We start from the raw sequence: 17,207 nt of genomic DNA, 5'->3' as shown, positions 1-17,207 counted from the left end.
GGCGCTTTACACGCCGAGGCCCACCGTCATGTGCATCATGTAGAACGCGAACCGCATGATGAAGATGCCGCCGAGCATGAGCACGGCGGCTCCCACCGTGCGCGCGACGGACAGCCGGGCGCGACCCCACAGCGCCGCGGCGTCCAGGCCGATGCCCGCCATGCCCAGCACGCCGAACGCGCCGATCATCAGGCCGTAGGAGGGAACCAACTGCGCGGCCGTCAGGTACGAGTTCTCGATGGTGCCCAGGTCGGCGCTCTGCAGGCCGAACGTCACCACGTTGGCCGCCAGCGCGAGAGCGGCCACGACGGCCAGCACGCGCCCCATGCGCCCCTCGACGAGCTCGTAGCCCGCGATGCGCAGCCCCGCGATGGCGAGGACGGAGCCGCCCGCCAGCGCGTTGAGCACGAGGTTGAGCGGCACGTACGCGGTGTACCACGACACGATGGTGTCGGCGGCGTAGGCGAAGCCCACCGCCACCACGAACACGACGCCCGCCAGCATGGCCAGCGCGAGCCACACCCGCTGCAGCTGCCGTTTGGGATGCTCGACGAAGTTGTACAGCCAGTACAGGCCCGCCAGCGCGAGGAACACCACGGCGAAGAACACCTCGGTGGACAGCGGGCTGCGCCCCACGCCGATGAACACGTACAGCGCGTTGGCGGGGTTGCCCAGGTGGGTGGCCGACGCCACGAGCCCCACCATGGCCACGACGAGGGGCAGCCCCAGAAAGACGTTGAGCCGCTGGCGCAGGGCGTCAGACGCGCCGCCCGCCAGCGCGGGAAGCCCCATGCAGATGAACGCGACCACGCCCGACGGTGCCAGCGTCGTGAACAGCACGAGCGTGATCTCGCCGAGCGCGGTGTCGAATCCTGAAATCATGCAGGCGATCCTAGCGGTAGAACCTCGGGTAGACGACGTCCAGGGCCAGCTCGGCCTGGATGCCTTCGAGCGATGCTTTCGTGAGGCGCGCAAGCCCCTCGTAGAAGGGCTGGTCGGCCGCTTCGGCCAGCTGCTCGAGGAAGTGCGACGACCAGGTGAGCAGGTGCGCTTGCAGGAACTCGTCCAGGTCCTCGGGCTGGTTGCGCGCGATCCACGCCATGAGCACGAGCATGAGGCCGATGTGGTCCTCGGGGGTCTTGTCGTCCGCGAGGCGCGCGATGCCGCGCCCGCGCATCCACGCGCGCAGGGCCAGCGTGCTGGCGCCGAACACGACGCACTCGCGGTCGGTGTAGACCGAGCCCCAGGGAGGGGCCGGCTTCGGCGCGGGGCCGACGAACAGGCGGCGGTACTCCCACACGAGGTCGTCGGCCTCGCAGCCTCCGGCAAGGCCGCCCGTCATGAGGCCGAGCGCGGCGCGGGCCTCCCCCTCGTCGGCGAAGGGCCATTCGGCGGCGGCCTGGTCCGCATCGATCGCGGCCATGGCCGCGAAGGCGGGGCCGGCGTCGCCCTTCACCGGGTCTTGCAGGTAGAACGGCCCCAGCGTCTCGCCGACGAAGGCGATGGCCTCGCGCACGTCCTCGGACAGGGGCACGGTTGCTTCTTCGCTCATTCCATGATCTCCTTATCGGTTGCCCGAAATCCAACTTCCAACAGGTTCGCCACCGCGCCGTCCTTCGATTCCGCCGGGCGGGCGTCGGCGGGCGGCTTGATGAACAGGTTCGGCACCGTCGCTGCGGGGTCGGGCAGCGGCGCGACGGCGGCGCGCTCGCCCCGCTTCGCCATCTCCTCGGCAGGGCCGAAGTCCAGGGCGCGGGCCGGGCAGGCCTCCACGCACACCGGCTTCTCGCCCGCGGCCACGCGCGGGGCGCAGCCGTCGCACTTCACGCTGTGACCCTTGTCGCGGTCGACGCGCGGCGCGCTGTAGGGACACGACAGGTGGCAGTACCCGCAGCCGATGCAGCGTCGCTCGTTGACGCTGACCAGCCCGGTCTCGTCATCCTTGTGCATGGCCTCGGTGGGGCACACGCGCACGCACACCGGGTCGTCGCAGTGGTTGCACGCCACCGTCACGTTGTACGAAAAGCAGGTGGAGCTGAACGTGCCGTCGTCCGCGCGCACGGTGTCGCCGCCCGTGTACTCGTACACGCGACGATACGCGATGCCGACATCGAGGTCGTAGGCGTCTTTGCAGGCGAACATGCACGTCTTGCATCCTGAGCAACGCGTTCCATCGAAGAAAAAAGCCTGCTGAGACATGTGGCGACCTCCTCTCGTCAACACGGAACCGCAAGCACTCCCCCACGTCCAGAAAAGCGGGGCACGCCCATTCTAGCGTACCCCGCCCACACATGCGAACCGCCGGCTTTCCCTCGTGGCGCAGAGGCGGGGTTGCGAGCGAAGAAACGCACGCCGCGCCGGTTCGCGACGGACGCGGCATACGATCGGCGCGGCGCAGGACGCCCACATCCCGAATTCTTCGCCGCACCATGAAAAGCCAAGAAGGAAAGGCGGGCCTTATGGAGCAAGGGGCCGCTCGCGCGGCCCCCCGATGCTTCCTTACGCGACCTCGAGCGGGTTCACGATCTCGGCTGCGCCGACCGGCTGAGCGTCGGCGGATGCCTTGATGTAGATGTTCGGGCTCGTCTCGGAGGGGTCGGGCAGCGGAGCGATGTTGCCGCGCTCGCCCAGCTTCGCCATCTCCTCGGCCGTGCCGAAGTCCAGGGCGCGGGCCGGGCAGGCCTCCACGCACACCGGCTTCTCGCCTGCGGCCACGCGCTCGGCGCAGCCGTTGCAGCGCACGGCCTTCTTCTTCTCCTCGTCCACCTTCGGCGCGTTGTACGGGCACACGATGGCGCACGTGCCGCAGCCGATGCACTTCTCCTCGTCGATGGACATGAGGCCCGTGTCGGCGTCCTTGATGATGGCGCTCTGCGGGCACTTCTCGAAGCAGATCGGCGAATCGCAGTGGTTGCACGACATGGACAGCGGATAGCTGACGCACGTGGTGGTCAGGATGCCGTCGGCGTCCTTCACGGTGTCGCCGATGGTCACCTCGTACACGTGACGGAACGACAGGCCAACGCTGAGATCCTTGTAATCCTTGCACGCCATCTGGCAGGTCTTGCACCCGGTGCAGCGCGTGCCGTCAAAGTAGAATGCCTGTTGAGACATGGTATATCACCCTTTCTGCGGCTCGTCGCCCTACGCCTTGGTAACCTGGCAGATGTTCGTATGCTGAGGGTTGCCCTTCGACAACGGGGAGGGACGCTGAGTAGTCAGCGTGTTGATGCTGCCGCCCTTGTCAAGACGATCACCCGACATGTCGGCATCGTGCCACGCGCCCTGCGAGATGGCCACCGTGCCGGGAACCACACGCGGCGTAACCTTCGCCAGCAGCTCGACTTCGCCATGCGCATTCTTCACGCGGATCTTGTCGCCCTGCTTGATGCTGCGTTCCTTCGCGTCGGCGGGGTTGATCCACGCCTCCTGCGGGTTGACCTCCTTGAGCTCCTCGATGCCGCCCCACGATGAGTGCAGACGACCACGATAGTGGAAGCCGGTTAACGCCAGCGGGTACTCGTCCGTGGTAGTCTCGACGCCGTCCCACTCGGGAATATACACCGGAATCGGAGGCAGCGTGTCCATGCCGGGCAGCGTATCGCCCTCCGTCAGCTCCCAGCCGTCGGTGAACTGCAGCACGGCCTCGGAGAAGATCTCGATCTTGCCGGACGGCGTGTCGAGCGCGCTGCCAGTCGGATCGGAGCGGAACTTCTCCATCGCGATCTTGGGCTTGCCCTGGCGCGTGTAGACGCCCATCTCCATGGCCTCTTCGTACGTGGGAAGCGTGTCGTCCTTCTCGCGAGACTCCTCGTAGATGGACTTGATCCACTCTTCTTCGGTCTTGCCTTCGGTGAACTCTTCCTTCACGCCCAGCTTGTCGGCCATGAGCGACGCCATCTCGTACGCCGTCTTGCGCTCAAACTTCGGCGTGGTGCACGGCTGGCCGCTGATCATGTACGCGTTGTCGCCGCCGGTGCCGATCTGCGACACCTGCTCGAAACGGAACAGGTCGGGCAGGATGATATCAGCGTACTTCATCGAATCGCACATCGCTGTATCGATGCCCAAGATGAATTCGCACTTGCTCTCGTCAGCGAGGATATCGTGCGCACGGTTGATGTCACCATGCTGGTTCGTCAGGCAGTTGCCGGCGTAATTGATCATGTACTTGATGCCCGTGGAAAGCTGGTCCACGCCCTTCACGCCCGCGTTCTTCGACGTCATGTCGGGACCATGGTCGATAGCATCCGTGAACAGGAAGCATGGGATGGATGCCTTCACCGGGTTGTCGCCCTTGGGCAGACTGCTCAGCGACACGGAGTTGCTGCCCTCACGCGTGCCGTTGCTCGTGCCGGGGAGGCCGATCTGGCCGACGAGGCACGGCAGGGTCATGATAGACCACGCCGTCCACTCGCCATTGCTGCGGCGCTGCGGACCCCAGCCCTGGTTCACGTACAGCGGATGCGTGGTGCCGATCTCCTCGGCGAGGCTCTTGATGCGATCAGCCGGAATGCCCGTAATCTTCGCGGCCCACTCGGGGGTCTTCTCCACCATGTCGTAGCCTTCGCCCATAACGTACGCGCGATAGGACATGTTCTTGCCCTGGTACGCCTCGGGCATGGTCTCCTCATCGTAGCCCACGCAGTACGTGTGCAGGAAGTCGAGGTCCACCATATCGTTCGCGATGAGTTCATGCGCAATACCCGCAACGAGTGCCGCATCGGTGCCCGGGTTGATGGGCAACCACTCTTCGGAATGACCCATGATGGAATCGTTCATGCGAGGGTCGATCATGTAGATCTTCGCACTCGTCTTCTCGCGCAGATGCGCCCAATCGTAGTGCGATACGGCGCCACCCTGACGCGTCTCGGTCGGGCTGGACCCGAACACCAGAATGAGAGCTGCATCCTCGGCGGCAGACAGCGTGGAGCCACTCGACTGCTTCGAACCGTACATATACGGGGTGATGCAGGAGATCTGCGCGGTGGAATAGCTGTTGTAGAAGTTCAGATAACCGCCCACCAACGACAGCATGCGGTTGAACGGACGCGACGTCGTCGCGGACACGCCCGTTGCGTACGGCACGTACACCGCCTCATTGCCGTATTTGTCGATAACTTCCTGGAGCTTGGTGGCGGCGGTGTCGATCGCCTCGTCCCACGAGATTTGCTCGAACTTGCCTTCGCCGCGCTTGCCGACGCGCTTCATGGGGTAGTTGATGCGGTCGGGGTTCGCGAGCCAGCGGCGATACGTACGACCGCGCAGGCAGGCGCGAGGCTGCACCTCGTCGAAGCCGGCGTCCTTGCTCGTGTAGGTTTCCACCCAGGCGACCTCGTCGTCCTGCACGTGGAACTTCAGGCTGCAACGGCCGGGGCAGTTGATGGCGCAGTGGCCCCACGTCGTGGTCTCCTCGACGGCCTGCGTCGCAGCGGCGTCGCCGCCCTTCGCGCCGTCGGCGCTCGGCGAGCAGCCGAACAGCGACACGGCACCCGTGCCCATCGCAGCCGCACCCAGGCCGGCCAGCGCCGAGCCCTTCATGAACGTGCGGCGAGACACCTGAGCATTCTCCAACATGTTCGTCATGGTCCCTCCCTCTTTCACTCTCTCGTCCTGTGCTCCGCTTCCCAGGCGGAACGCTTCGCATTGTGGCACTCGCGCCCCTCCACCGTGTCACATAAAATATGCGAACTTGGAGTTTTGCCTGATCACAGGACAGCGCTTTGGTAACGCGTCACCCGTTCTATCTGACAATACCGTTATACTGGTGCGACGGGAACTATGAGCGGGCAACGTGACAAGCCGCGCGCGGGCGCGGTCTCGGGGGAGGATCTTTGAACGCAGCCACCATCGCCAGCATCTTGAAGCCGAACATCACCTCGCTCGGCTACGGCCTGTTCCTGGCCATCAACGCCGCGGGCGTGTGGGGCGGCGTGTTCCCGTTCCTGCCGCTGGAGTTCCAAACCACCGAGATCGTGTTCTGGTTCTTCCTCGCGCAATCGCTCGTGTTCTCGTTCAGCTACTTTGCCAGCGCCCTCGGGTCGTACTTCTTCCCCGGGCCCACGCGCACGTTCATCGTGCGGCTGGCCACCATGCCCTACCTTCTGGGATGGTGCTGCCTCATCGCGGCCATCTACCTCGACGCGTGGGCGCTGCCGCTCGTGATCGCCGGCGGGGCGCTGCTGGGGCTGGGGTCGGCCGGCTTCTACATGCTGTGGCAGCGGCTGTTCGCCAGCCAGGATTCCGACACCGGCAACCGCGACCTCATCCAGGGTACCGTATACGCGGCGGTGCTGTACTTCTCGCTGTACCTTATTCCGCAGGCGGTGACGGCGTTCCTCATCCCGCTCGTGTTCCTGCCGCTGTTCGGGTTGACCATCGTGCTGAAAAGCCGCGAGATCGACCTCGACCAAGCCATGTTCCAGGACGTGCCGCGCGACCACCCCCGCGTGTACCAGCGGCTCGCGAACGATTACTGGCGCAGCGCCCTGTGCGTGGGCGCGCTGGGATTCTGCACCGGCATCATGCGCTCGCTGGCCATCGGCGAGCCGGCGGTGGGGTCGCTCGTCAACGTGCTGTCGATGGGCGGCTCGCTGACCGCCGCCGTGGCGCTGCTGGTGCTGTGGCAGTTCAAGAACCTCAGCGTGAACGTGGTGGGCGCGTACCGCATCTTCTTCCCATTCGTCATCACGTCGTTTCTGCTGCTGCCGTTTCTGCCCGAGGAGTACGCACGCTGGCTGGCCGGCGGCCTGTACGCCGTGTACAGCGTGGCCATCATGCTCATGATGATCCAATGCGCGCAGGCTTCGCGCGACCGCGGCATCAATCCCGTGTTCACCTACGGGTTCTTCGGCGGCATCGTGTACGCGTTGCACGACGTGGGCTTCATCGGCGGAACGTTCGCCGAGCAGATCCTCGTGATCGGCATCGCGCCGCTGGCCGTGGTGGCGCTCGTGGCGGTGTACTTGCTGGGGCTCATGTACTTCATCGGCCAGGGCGGGTTCCGGCGCATCTTCAAGCACGGCGACGGCACCGATGCGGCGGCCAGCATCGAGCTTGTGGCGCTGCGGGCGCATGCGGTGGAGAAGAAGCCCGCGGTTGCCGAGGCCGATGCGGCGCCGGCCAAGAAGGCGGGCGGCAAGCGCGGCGAGCGCACCGCGCGACCCCGTCGCGAGGAGAAGGAGCGCGTGTACCTCGACCGCATCTCGAAGCAGGCCGCGCTGCTGCAGCAGCACTACCGCCTGAGCGAGCGCGAGACGGAGGTCATGGAGCTCATCGCCCTCGGCAACACCGTGGCGCGCATCGCCGAGGATCTCGTGGTGACCGAGAACACCATCCGCACGCACTCGAAGCGCATCTACGCGAAGCTCGACATCCACAAGAAGCAGGAGCTGCTCGACCTCATCGAGTCGTTCGACCCGAACGACCTGCAGGAGTAGGAGCCACGCGAAACGCGGGCGAGCGCCCTCCCCTAGCCAGCCCTCAACCCGTTCGAGGTCGTAATGCGCGATCTCCATTCTCGCACGGCGATCGGTTGAAGCCCCCCTATGTAACGTATATACTACAGGCGAGCCGCAGGGAGCGGTTACTCCCCACGGCTCTCGGATCGCCTTGGCGGTTTGGGTTATTGGTAGCGCTCCTTTCCCCTGCGGGTTAGGAGCGCGTCTTTTATCACCAGAACGAACTCGATGCCATCCCAGCATCTCGAAGCGCGCATGAAAAAACCGCCGGCACCCGATGGGTGCCGGCGGCTCGAGTGCCTCCGGGATGCGTGCGATGCTGTTACACCTGCAGGGCGTAGAACATGAGGCGCGCGACGAAGATGCCGATGAGCACGGCAGCGTTGCCGGCTACGAGCAGCGGGATCGCCGAGCGGATGCCCACGGGCGCGTCGGCGTCCACGTCCTCGCGATCGCGCAGCGGGATGGCCGCCGCAGCGCCCGCCGTCCGGCCCATCGCCGCCGCGTTGCGGCCGCCGGGCATGAGCGTGGCGCGCAGCGTCGCCAGCATGGCGACGAATCCCACGATGGAGATCACCAGGTACACCCACGAACCGGGGAGCACGTCGGCTCCCGGGAAGAACGCGCTGAACGTGGACTGGGCGAACAGCAGCTGGGCGCTCACGGCGACGATGGCCGCCACCACGCCGATGAACGCCGTGACGAGCGCCGCCGCGGGGAACTGCGTCCGGCGTGCCTCGGGCATCCCGCCCGCAACGGCCACGACGAGCGCGCCGAGCGGCACGCCGCCGGCTACGCAGAAGCCGACGATGCCGAGCGGCACGAGCGGCGAGTCCCAGGTGAGCACCGCGGAACCCATGTACATCACGCCGATGCTGAGCGACAGCAGCAGCGACGCCGCACCCACCACGGTGGCGAACACCTTGCGCGGACGCTCGTCCAGGTTGCCCGTCATCGCGATGATCCAGTACACCACCGCCAACGCCACGAACAACATGCCGGCAATGCCCACGAAGGACAGCGGTGCGATGTCGATGCCTTGGAACAGGCTCATCGCGTACTGCGGCGACGAGAGAGCCACGAACGACGCGATGTAGCCCACCGCCAGAATAGCAAGCGGCAGGAGCGTCCAGCGGTCGATGCGGGCGAGGTGCTCCTTGCTGAAGCGCGTGGTCAGAAACGCCACCGCCAAGCCGATGAATGCGCCCGATGCCATCGGCACGAGCGTGGTGAACAGAACCATCGGCAGTTGAAGCAGTGCGAGGTCCATACGCTTTCACCTCCTCAGGATTCACGACGAATCCTCTAGCTGTCATATCGAATGCGCCCCCATCGTAGGAGCATCAGCCGCCGCGTCAGCTGACTCGATATGACGTTTGGAGAGGCGTTGCCCACCCGTGGCTCGGTTGTCAGAGTGCCGCCCCCACCGACGGGGCGCAAGCTGGTACCGTAAGGTGTTCCACGAAAGGAGGGCCTGCGATGACCCGTATTCAAAGGAGCTGGGCGGTGGCCGCCGCACTGGCCGGAACCCTGTTCGCCTGCACGATCGCGCTCGTCGCAGCCGCCGCGATGCCGCCGGCCCCCGCAATCGCGCTGGCCCTCTTCGCGTTCGCCCTGTTCGTGATGGCGGCCCGCCAAGCGCGCCGCCCGTAGGCGGCGCGGAGGTCAGCGTCAGCCCAGGTCGAACACGTCGGCGATGCGGTAGACGCCGGCGGGCTTGCCGCACAGGTAGGCGGCGCAGTCGACGGCGCCGCGGGCGAAGCAGTCGTCGCTGTAGGAGTAATGGGTGATCTCCAAGCGCTCGCCGAAGCCGCCGAAGTACACCTTGTGGTCGCTCGTGATGTCGCCGGCGCGCAGCGAATGGAAGCCCACGCCGCCGGGCTTGCGCGCGCCGTGGCCGCCGCGGCCGTATTCGGCCAGCTCGTCCAGCGTGGTGCCCTTGAGCTCGGCGATCATGTTGCCGATGATGACGGCGGTGCCGCTGGGCGCGTCCAGCTTATAACGGTCGTGCTGGTCGATGATCTCGATATCCGTCTCGTCCACGAGGGCCCGCGCGGCGATCTCCACCAGCTTGAGCATCACGTTCACCATCTTCGACGTGTTGCATTTGAAGATCACCGGGATGCGCTGGCCCGCCGCCTCGAAGCGCTCGAACTGCTCGGGCGTGAACCCGGTGCTGGCGGTGACGAGGGCCTTCCCGTGCTCGACGGCCAGGTCGAGCGTGTCGAGGCACTGCTCCACGCTGGACACGTCGATGAGCGCATCGCACCGGTCGATGACGGATGCGAGGTCGTCCACCACGGGGATGCCCAGGTCGCGCCCGAGGCCCACCACCTGCCCGAGGTCGCGGCCGATGTAGTCGCGCCCCGCAGGGCCCACGCCGCCCACCAGCTCCATGCCCTCGCGTTCATCCACGAACCGGCTGATGGGCTGCCCCATCTGCCCATGACATCCGACGACGATCACCTTCATGCCGCGCTCCCTCCCCACCGTATGGCAGCGTCGCCTGCGGCGCGCTGTTCGTTGCCGTCAGTATAAGGGGTGCGCCCGGCGAGCGATAGCGCACGGCCGCGTCGGCGGCGTTCGGGCGGCGCGCGGCGCAAATCGCTCCGCGCCGCGAGCGCCCCGCCGCCTCACCGCCCCGCGCGCTACTCCCCCGCGTCCTCCTCGCCGAACAGCACGTCGAACAGGTAGCGCGTGATGGTGGCGCGGCGCACCACGCCGATGAGCTTGCCGTTCTCGTCGATGACCGGCACCTTCTTGAACTTCTTCTTCGCCAGCACGTCGGCGATCTCGCCCACGGTCTGATCGGCCGTGGCGCATAGCACCTTCTGCACGGCCAGCTCCATGACGTTGCGGTGCTTGAGCGCGCGGGCCTTCTCCTCGAAGGACTCGTTGTCGTACAGCACCATGTTGGCGTAACCGCCGCCGAAGATGGAGCGCGTCTTCTGCGCGGCCACTGCCTTCATGATGTCGCCGTCGCTGATGAACCCCACCACGTGGAGCTCTTCGTCCACCACGGCGAGGCCGCTCGTGCCCAGCTCGTTGAACAGGGCCACCACCTCGCCGAGATCCTGATCGTAGCGGCACGTGAACACGTCCCGCTCCATGATGGCGCCAATCGTCTGGTTCATCGTCCAGCCCCTTCCCGAGCCTCTTCCAAATCAACCGCGCGCGATGCCTCGACCTGCGGTGCGGGCGTCGCGGTCGCGCGGTTCTTCACGTTGCGCACCTTCAAGATGGCGATGATCAGCGCGATCGCCGCCACCGCCGCAGAGATGCCGTACGCCACGTCGATGCCCGCCGCCGTGGACAGCACGGGCCCGGCCTCGGCGTTCGCCGCGGTCACCATGGTCATCACCGTCACGATGAGCGCCGTGCTCACCGCTCCGCCCACCTGACGGCCCGTGTTGCTGATGGCGTTGCCGTGCGCGATCATGTCGTTCGACAGCGCGTTGATGCCCCAGGTGGTCACCGGCATGTTCGCCAGCGTCAGGCCCGAGGATTGGATGACGTAGAACACCACGAGGTACGCGACCACCGTCTTGTCGTCGACGAAGGACAGCGCCGCCAGCGAGGCGGTGAGCCCGGTCAGGCCCACGATGGCGATGACGCGCGGGCCGAACTTGTCGAACAGCATGCCGCTGATGGGGCTCAGGAAGATGGTCGCCACGGCGCCGGGCGTCATGAGGATGCCGGTTTCGAACGCCGTCAGCCCCAGGACGTTCTGCAGGTAGATGGGCAGGATGACGCTGCCTACGGCCAGCGCCGAGTTGACCACCGTCACGATGATGGCCGAGTATGCGAACGTGGGCGTCTTGAGGGCGCGCAGCTGCAGCAGCGGCTCGTCGATGTGCAGCTGGCGATGGATGAACCACACGAGCGCGACCACGCCCACCACGATGCTGCCAATGACCACGACGCTGCCCCAACCCAGCGTGCTGGCGCTGGAGAAGCCGTACAGCAGGCCGCCGAACGCGAACGTGGACAGCACGATGGACGGCACGTCGAGGTGCGGGCGCTTGAGCTCGCCCACGTTCGTGAGCAGGAAGAAGCTCACCACCAGCACGAGGATGGCCAGCGGGATCATCGCCCAGAACATCATGCGCCAGCCCCACGCGTCGATGATGCCGCCGGCCAGCACGGGACCGGCCGCCGGCGCGCAGCTCATCACGATGCCGGCCATGCCCATGGCCGTGCCGCGCTTCTCGGGCGGGAAGATGAGCATGGGCACCACGCCCACGAGCGGCAGCTGCACGCCCGCGCCGGCCGCCTGCAGCACGCGTCCCACGATGAGGAGCTCGAACGAGGGGGCCGCCGCGCACAGCGCCGTGCCCACGATGAACGAGACGAGCGAGACGAAGAACAGCTTGCGCGTGGAGAAGCGGTCGATGAGGAACCCGGTGATGGGCACCATGATGCCGTTGACCAGCATGTAGATGGACGTCACCCACTGGGCGGTGCCGGCCGAGATGGAGAACGCGTCCATCAGCTTCGGCAGCGCGGGCGACAGGACGGTTTGGTTCAGGATGGCGAGAAACGCGCCGGCCAGCACGATGCCGATGACGGTGATCTCCTTGCGGGTTACTTTGTGCTGCTGGGCTACCAGTTGTTGCTCGTTCAAGAGCGCATCGACTTCCTTTCGGACGCGTCGAGGACCAAGCCGATGCCCGACGTCGGGCGCATGGCAGCGCACGGCGACGGCGACCGGTCGTCGACTATGGGATTGAGATGGGGATGAGGGTTGCGGGACGCGTCAGCGCGGGCGCGTCACCCGGGCGAGCGCGTTCAGCGGTAGCCTTGCCACACGCCGGGACCGACCTCGCCCGCCGAACGGAACAGGGCCGTGCGCGAGCGACGCCTTGAAAGCTGGCGCTGGCTGGCGTAGCGCCGATATGTTTGCAGAAGCGGTTTCACAGCGGGCAAGTATACCGGAAGCCGAAACCCCCGTATCTTCGAGAAAGTGTTCCGCTTCAAGCGATTTCCACAGTTACGGCAAACATGGCAAGACGGCGCGGGGAGAGCGCGCTGGATCGCACGTCCTCCCCGCGCCGCAGAACAGGCGGGTGCCGAACAGGCGGGCGCCGTTACGCCTTCCGCACGTCCACCCAGAGGTCGAACTGGGCCGCGCCGCCGCCGATGGGGTCGGTGACGCCGCCTCCGCCGGCGAGCGTTTCCTCGGGCAGCAGCTCGTTCATGCAGAAGCCGCGGCCGCGCCCTCCGGCGAAGCCAGTCTTCTGCTTGCCGGGCTCGTCGCCGTCGAGGACGCCCTCTTCTTCCAGGTAGTCGGGTGCGGGGCCCACCGACGCGCCGTCGATGGTGACCGGGCGCGCGGCGTAACCCGCATGCCCGAACGAGTAGTTCGCGCCCACCACGCCGGGACGGATGCCCTCCGTCACGCGCACGTGGCCGGCCAACGCGCCCTCCGGCCCCACGACCTCCACGGCGTCGCCGTTCGCCAAGCCGCGCGCCTCGGCGTCGGCCGGCGCCATCCACACGAAGTTCTCGGTGGTCAGCTCGCGCAGCCACGACGAGGCGATGGTGCGATGCGTGCCGTTCGTGCGGGCCTTCCAGTTGATGAACGCGAGCGGGCGTTCGGAGGGACGCTCCATCGGCGTGCCGTCGGCGAAGGCGACGGGTGCCGCATGGGCCAGGCCGTCGAAGTTCTCGCCGGTCAGCGCATCTTTCAACGACGCGGTTTTCGGGTCGTAGAACGCGCACAGGCCGGCGTACCTCGTCTTGATGAGGTCGCCTTCGTAGCCGTCGTCCTTCGCGGGGTCGGCCGACGCGAAGCGCCCGCCGCGGTTGAGCACGTACACCACCTTCGGCCACTCCTCTTCCGTAACGGCGGCCTTCCACACCTCGAGGTCGAAGGCATCGCCCAGCGCGCGGGTGCGAGCGCGCTCGAACAGGGCCAGCTCGTCGGCATCGGCGTCGGGCACCGGCTGCTCGCCGGCGTACGCGATGTTCGCGGCCATCTTCAACCAGTAGTCGTACTCGGTTGCCAGCGCCGCCGCGGGGCCTGCGCCGTCCTTGCCCACCGGCACGGCATGCTCGCCCACGCCCGGCAGCTCGAGGCGCTGCATGATGTCGAGGTAGACGTCCTCCACCGAGCGCGGGCCCTCGTAGGCGCGGACGGCCGGCTGGCCCAGCTGGATGAGCTGGTACTGCTGGTTGGGGTAGAGGGACTCCTGGCTGAACCGCTCGAGGTAGGTCTTGTCGGGCAGCACGAAGTCGGCGAAGCGCGACGTATCGCCGATTTCCACGTCGAACGACACGAGCAGGTTGATCTTGGCGGGATCGCCCAGCACGTCGCCGAGGCGCTGGCCGCCCGGCGTGGAGTCCACGAGCGAGTGGCGGTGGATGAACAGCGCGCCCAGGTGGTCGTACACGTAGCCGGCGCGCAGCGTCGGGACGATCTCGTGCGACAGGTTGCCCGGCAGCGGGTACCACGGTCGCGGCGCAGGGTAGCCGTCCTGCTTGAAGTAGCTCGTCTTCTCGTACTCCGTCTTCTGACGCGTGATGGGAATGCCCCAGCCCGCGTGCGCGTCCGGCACGGTTTGCAGGTCGTAACGACCCGTGAACGGGGCGAACTTGGCACCGGCGGCGATGTGCCCGCCCTTCCAATCGTGGTTGCCGATGAGGAAGTTGAGGTAACCCACCGCGCGCACCGCGTCGAATCCGTTGGCGTGCATGGCCGGGCCGCGGTAGCTCATGACGCAGGCGCGCTTGCCATGCGACGTGAACTCGCGCGCGACCTCCTCCACCAGGGCGGGCTCGATGCCCGCGTCGGCGGCGTACTCCTCGAGCGTCCGCTCCTCGATGCGCTCCTTCAAAAGCCGGAACACGCTTTTCACGCGCGTCGGCACGCCCTTGACCTCCACCTGGGCGTCTGCCAGCAGATCGGCCGCGCCCTCCACGGCGTCGGCGGCGGTCAGCTCGCCGTCGACGAGCACGAACCGCGCATCGTCGGGCAATCCATCGTCCGTGCGCCCGAGCAGCTTCGCGGTGACGACGGGCCGGTTCGGCAGATCGACCGCCACGAGGTGCGTCGCGTCCGACCACGTGGGCTCGCCGAGCGCCGCAGCCGCTCTCTTGCCGGGCGCCGCCAAATAGCGGGCATCGTAGCGCTCGTTGGCGACGATCCACGACATCATAGCGAAGGCCAGCTCGGCGTCCTTGCCGGGCACCACGGGCAGCCACCTGTCGGCCTTCGACGCGCTGCGCCCCTGGCGCGGGTCCACCACATAGAGCTTCATGCCGCGCTCGCGCGCCGCCGACAGGCGCGGCGCCAGCCACGACGGCCCCTTGTTCGCTGTCATCGGCTCGGTGCCCCAGATGATGAGGCATTCGCAGTGGTCGATGTCGGCGTACATGCGCTTGTGGTTCGTCGTGGGATGCGTGCGCACGTTGGCCATGACGCCGGTCATGCCGCACACGCCGCCGTGGTTGAAGTTGTTGACCGAGCCGAACCCCTGCTGGGTGAGGCGGTCGCCGATGAGGAACATGCGGTCACCGCCGGCCGCGCAGAACAGGTTGGACTTCGGTCCCAGGTCGGGATGGTCCACGTCGATGAGCGTGTCGGCCCACTTCGCCGCGAACGCGTCTTGGGTCATCTCGCCGGATTCCACGAGCGCGGCGTCGGCCTCCACCTGCTTCTTCGGCGCGTACGCGTACCATTCGGCGATGCCGGGCGTGCCGAGGGCGGGCGATCCGTGCACGATCTCGTCGAGGGCCGTGTCCCAATCCACCGTCTCCCATTCGTCGCTTCCGCGCGCGCCGACGCGCCGCAGGGGGCGCGTGATGCGGAAGCGGTCGTGCGCCAGCTGGATGCCCGCCTGGCCCTTGAGGCAGATCATGCCGCCGTTGGCAGCGCGACCCGCAACCGCCATATCGTCGCCGGGAGCAAGCGCTTCCTCGGGACGCGTCGCATAGGGAACGGGCGCGTAGGGCTGCGAGTTGAGCGGCGAGTACGGGTTGCCGGCGATCTTGCGCACGAGCGCCGTGGCGCCCTCGTTCGCGCCCGCGCCGTCGGCCGCGTCGGCCACGCGCACCTTGATGGTGCAGTACGTGTTGCAGTTGTTGCACATCGACAGGATCACGTCGTCGGCCGCGTACGCGCCGGTGGCGGAACCGCGTCCGTGCGGCTCGTCGGTCAGCGGGTCGTCGGTTGCCATATAGGCGCCCAGGCCGCCGCCGGCCAGCACGGCGCCGGCGGCAACCGCGCACCCGGCGCCCACCACCGCGCGGCGCGACGGCGTGCCGAACACGCTCGCGCGCTGCGGCTCGCCTGCCGTGTCCCGCCGCTCTTCGTCTCTACGCTGCGCTTCCATCGCGCACCTCCTTGGTCCACGATCCCTCGCCGCTCGACGACGCACCCGCGTCGGCCACCGGTTCCGCATATGCGCTTTCCAACCGCTCCTCACCCTCGCTCGCACCCACGCGCTCGAGCGGCAGCAGCCGCACGGCCAGGCCGTAGCAACCCACGGCCAAGCCCAGCACGAACAGGGCCACCATCACCTCGCCCACGCTGGGCACGTACGCCGGCGCGGGCATGCCGGCCAAGAGCGGCACCGAGAACCCGGCCACCACCAGCACGTAGCGCAGCGCCAGCACGCCCGCCATGGCCGCCAGCGCGGCGGCCGCCGCCCACGCGCCTCCCGCGATCGCGGCTCCGCGGCCGCCGCGCGAACGCAGCGCGCCCACCGTCAGCAGCGCCGCGGGCGCCACGAGGCCCAACCCGATCTCGCCCAGCCAGAACAGCGGCGCCAAGGGGCCCGCCACCATCACCTGCACGGCCGCGGCCACCGCCGGGTCGCCCGACAGCAGCGCGGGCGCCACCTGGAAGAACACGCAGAATGCCAGCGCGAACAGCGACGCCGCCAGCACGCGGTTCAGCCCCACGAGCACGCCCGCGTCCGGCTGCGCGCCGCGCACGCGCGCGAGCAACCGATACACCACGATCAGAAACGCGGCGGCCGTCACGATGGCCATGACGTAGAACAGCACCGACGTGATGCCGCCCTCCCACAGCCCGCGGGTTTTCACCGCGGCGAAGAACATGCCCGTGCCGCCCGGAGGCCCCACGAACGACGTGGCCACGCCCACGCCGGCCAGCACGCGGATGGCCAGGTTCACGTTGCCGCGCCGCCTGAGCGCGTCGGCGCTCCCCGAGCCCGCAGCCCCGTCGCCATCGCCGCCCGCCGCAGCCTCCGCCGCGCGCTTGTCGTTCAGCAGCACGAGGGCGAACTGCACGACGGCGATCGCCATGAAGACCACGTACGCCTTGATCTCCCAGGCCAGCGGCGACGACCAGTGGAAGAACAGCAGCGTGCCCAGCGAATGCCGGATGGCGCCCAGGTCGATGCCGATGAAGATCATCGACACCGCAAGCGACACGATGCTCAAGCCCAGCGACAAACGCGCGATGGGCGCGAAGCGCGGCAGCCTCAGCAGGTACACGAGCGCCGACAGGAGGTACAAGCCGCCCGCCAGCCCCGAGAACCAGATGTACACCACCACCCACAAGCCCCAGGGCACGGCGTTCGTGGCCCCGGCCATGCCCAGGCCGTTCGCCAGCCGGTCGAACATGAAGAACGCGCCCGCTGCCAGCAGCACGCCCACGATAACGGCCCAGGCCGCGGTGGCGCGGCGCGAGAACGGCGCCGGCAGCGCGTAGGTCCGCAGCCGCGGCTCGCGCGACCCGGGAGCCTTCCGCGCCTCCCGATTCTCAGTTGTCGATGCCAT

At 67.5% G+C, this 17,207-nt stretch carries 13 protein-coding genes; 2 read left to right on the top strand and 11 right to left on the bottom strand.

Features of this window, described 5'->3' with window-relative positions:
- Positions 1-6: 6 nt before the first annotated feature.
- The 5 genes from GS424_RS02675 to GS424_RS02655 form a co-directional block, all read right to left on the bottom strand.
- Entirely contained in the window at positions 7-882 is an 876-nt protein-coding gene (locus GS424_RS02675) for a dimethyl sulfoxide reductase anchor subunit family protein (RefSeq protein ID WP_160943596.1), read from the bottom strand.
- A 10-nt stretch (positions 883-892) separates the two neighbouring features.
- Positions 893-1,552 (bottom strand): Tat proofreading chaperone DmsD, encoded by a 660-nt coding sequence (gene dmsD / locus GS424_RS02670; protein WP_193666539.1) that lies wholly within the window; start codon positions 1,550-1,552, stop codon positions 893-895.
- Complete coding sequence (locus GS424_RS02665; protein ID WP_160941872.1) at positions 1,549-2,199, bottom strand: 4Fe-4S dicluster domain-containing protein; 651 nt, start codon at positions 2,197-2,199, stop codon at positions 1,549-1,551. Before GS424_RS02665 ends, dmsD begins: the two co-directional genes overlap by 4 nt.
- 300 nt (positions 2,200-2,499) lie before the next feature.
- Positions 2,500-3,114, bottom strand: a complete 615-nt coding sequence (locus tag GS424_RS02660; RefSeq protein WP_160941873.1) for a 4Fe-4S dicluster domain-containing protein — start codon at positions 3,112-3,114, stop codon at positions 2,500-2,502.
- Between the two features lie 30 nt (positions 3,115-3,144).
- Entirely contained in the window at positions 3,145-5,586 is a 2,442-nt protein-coding gene (locus GS424_RS02655; protein ID WP_160941874.1) for a DMSO/selenate family reductase complex A subunit, read from the bottom strand.
- A 248-nt stretch (positions 5,587-5,834) separates the two neighbouring features.
- Here GS424_RS02655 and GS424_RS02650 point away from each other — a divergent pair, with 248 nt between their 5' ends.
- Positions 5,835-7,439 (top strand): helix-turn-helix domain-containing protein, encoded by a 1,605-nt coding sequence (locus GS424_RS02650; protein WP_160941875.1) that lies wholly within the window; start codon positions 5,835-5,837, stop codon positions 7,437-7,439.
- 343 nt (positions 7,440-7,782) lie between these two features.
- Here GS424_RS02650 and GS424_RS02645 read toward each other — a convergent pair whose 3' ends face one another.
- On the bottom strand, positions 7,783-8,730 hold the full coding sequence (locus GS424_RS02645) for a dimethyl sulfoxide reductase anchor subunit family protein (RefSeq protein ID WP_160941876.1): 948 nt from the start codon (positions 8,728-8,730) through the stop codon (positions 7,783-7,785).
- Positions 8,731-8,939: 209 nt separating this feature from the next.
- Here GS424_RS02645 and GS424_RS02640 point away from each other — a divergent pair, with 209 nt between their 5' ends.
- A complete protein-coding gene (locus tag GS424_RS02640) occupies positions 8,940-9,113 on the top strand; it encodes a hypothetical protein (protein ID WP_186938256.1) in 174 nt (57 codons plus the stop codon).
- 18 nt (positions 9,114-9,131) lie between these two features.
- Here the strand turns inward: GS424_RS02640 and dapB are convergent, their stop codons facing one another.
- The 5 genes from dapB to nrfD form a co-directional block, all read right to left on the bottom strand.
- A complete protein-coding gene (gene dapB / locus GS424_RS02635; protein ID WP_160941877.1) occupies positions 9,132-9,932 on the bottom strand; it encodes a 4-hydroxy-tetrahydrodipicolinate reductase in 801 nt (266 codons plus the stop codon).
- Between the two features lie 176 nt (positions 9,933-10,108).
- Positions 10,109-10,594 carry a CBS domain-containing protein gene (locus GS424_RS02630; protein ID WP_154333546.1) on the bottom strand — a complete coding sequence of 162 codons (486 nt, stop codon included), beginning with the start codon at positions 10,592-10,594 and terminating at the stop codon, positions 10,109-10,111.
- Positions 10,591-12,084: an MDR family MFS transporter gene (locus tag GS424_RS02625; protein ID WP_244977644.1), complete on the bottom strand. Its 1,494-nt coding sequence runs from the start codon at positions 12,082-12,084 to the stop codon at positions 10,591-10,593. The genes GS424_RS02630 and GS424_RS02625 overlap by 4 nt, the downstream gene beginning before the upstream one ends.
- Positions 12,085-12,547: 463 nt before the next feature.
- Positions 12,548-15,793 carry a molybdopterin-dependent oxidoreductase gene (locus GS424_RS02620; RefSeq protein ID WP_160941878.1) on the bottom strand — a complete coding sequence of 1,082 codons (3,246 nt, stop codon included), beginning with the start codon at positions 15,791-15,793 and terminating at the stop codon, positions 12,548-12,550.
- Positions 15,777-17,207 (bottom strand): NrfD/PsrC family molybdoenzyme membrane anchor subunit, encoded by a 1,431-nt coding sequence (gene nrfD, locus GS424_RS02615; RefSeq protein ID WP_160941879.1) that lies wholly within the window; start codon positions 17,205-17,207, stop codon positions 15,777-15,779. Before nrfD ends, GS424_RS02620 begins: the two co-directional genes overlap by 17 nt.

Source organism: Eggerthella guodeyinii (assembly GCF_009834925.2).
Lineage (GTDB): Bacteria > Actinomycetota > Coriobacteriia > Coriobacteriales > Eggerthellaceae > Eggerthella > Eggerthella guodeyinii.
Note: the sequence above shows the minus strand (reverse complement) of the source record. Positions and strands in the feature narration are given on the sequence as shown.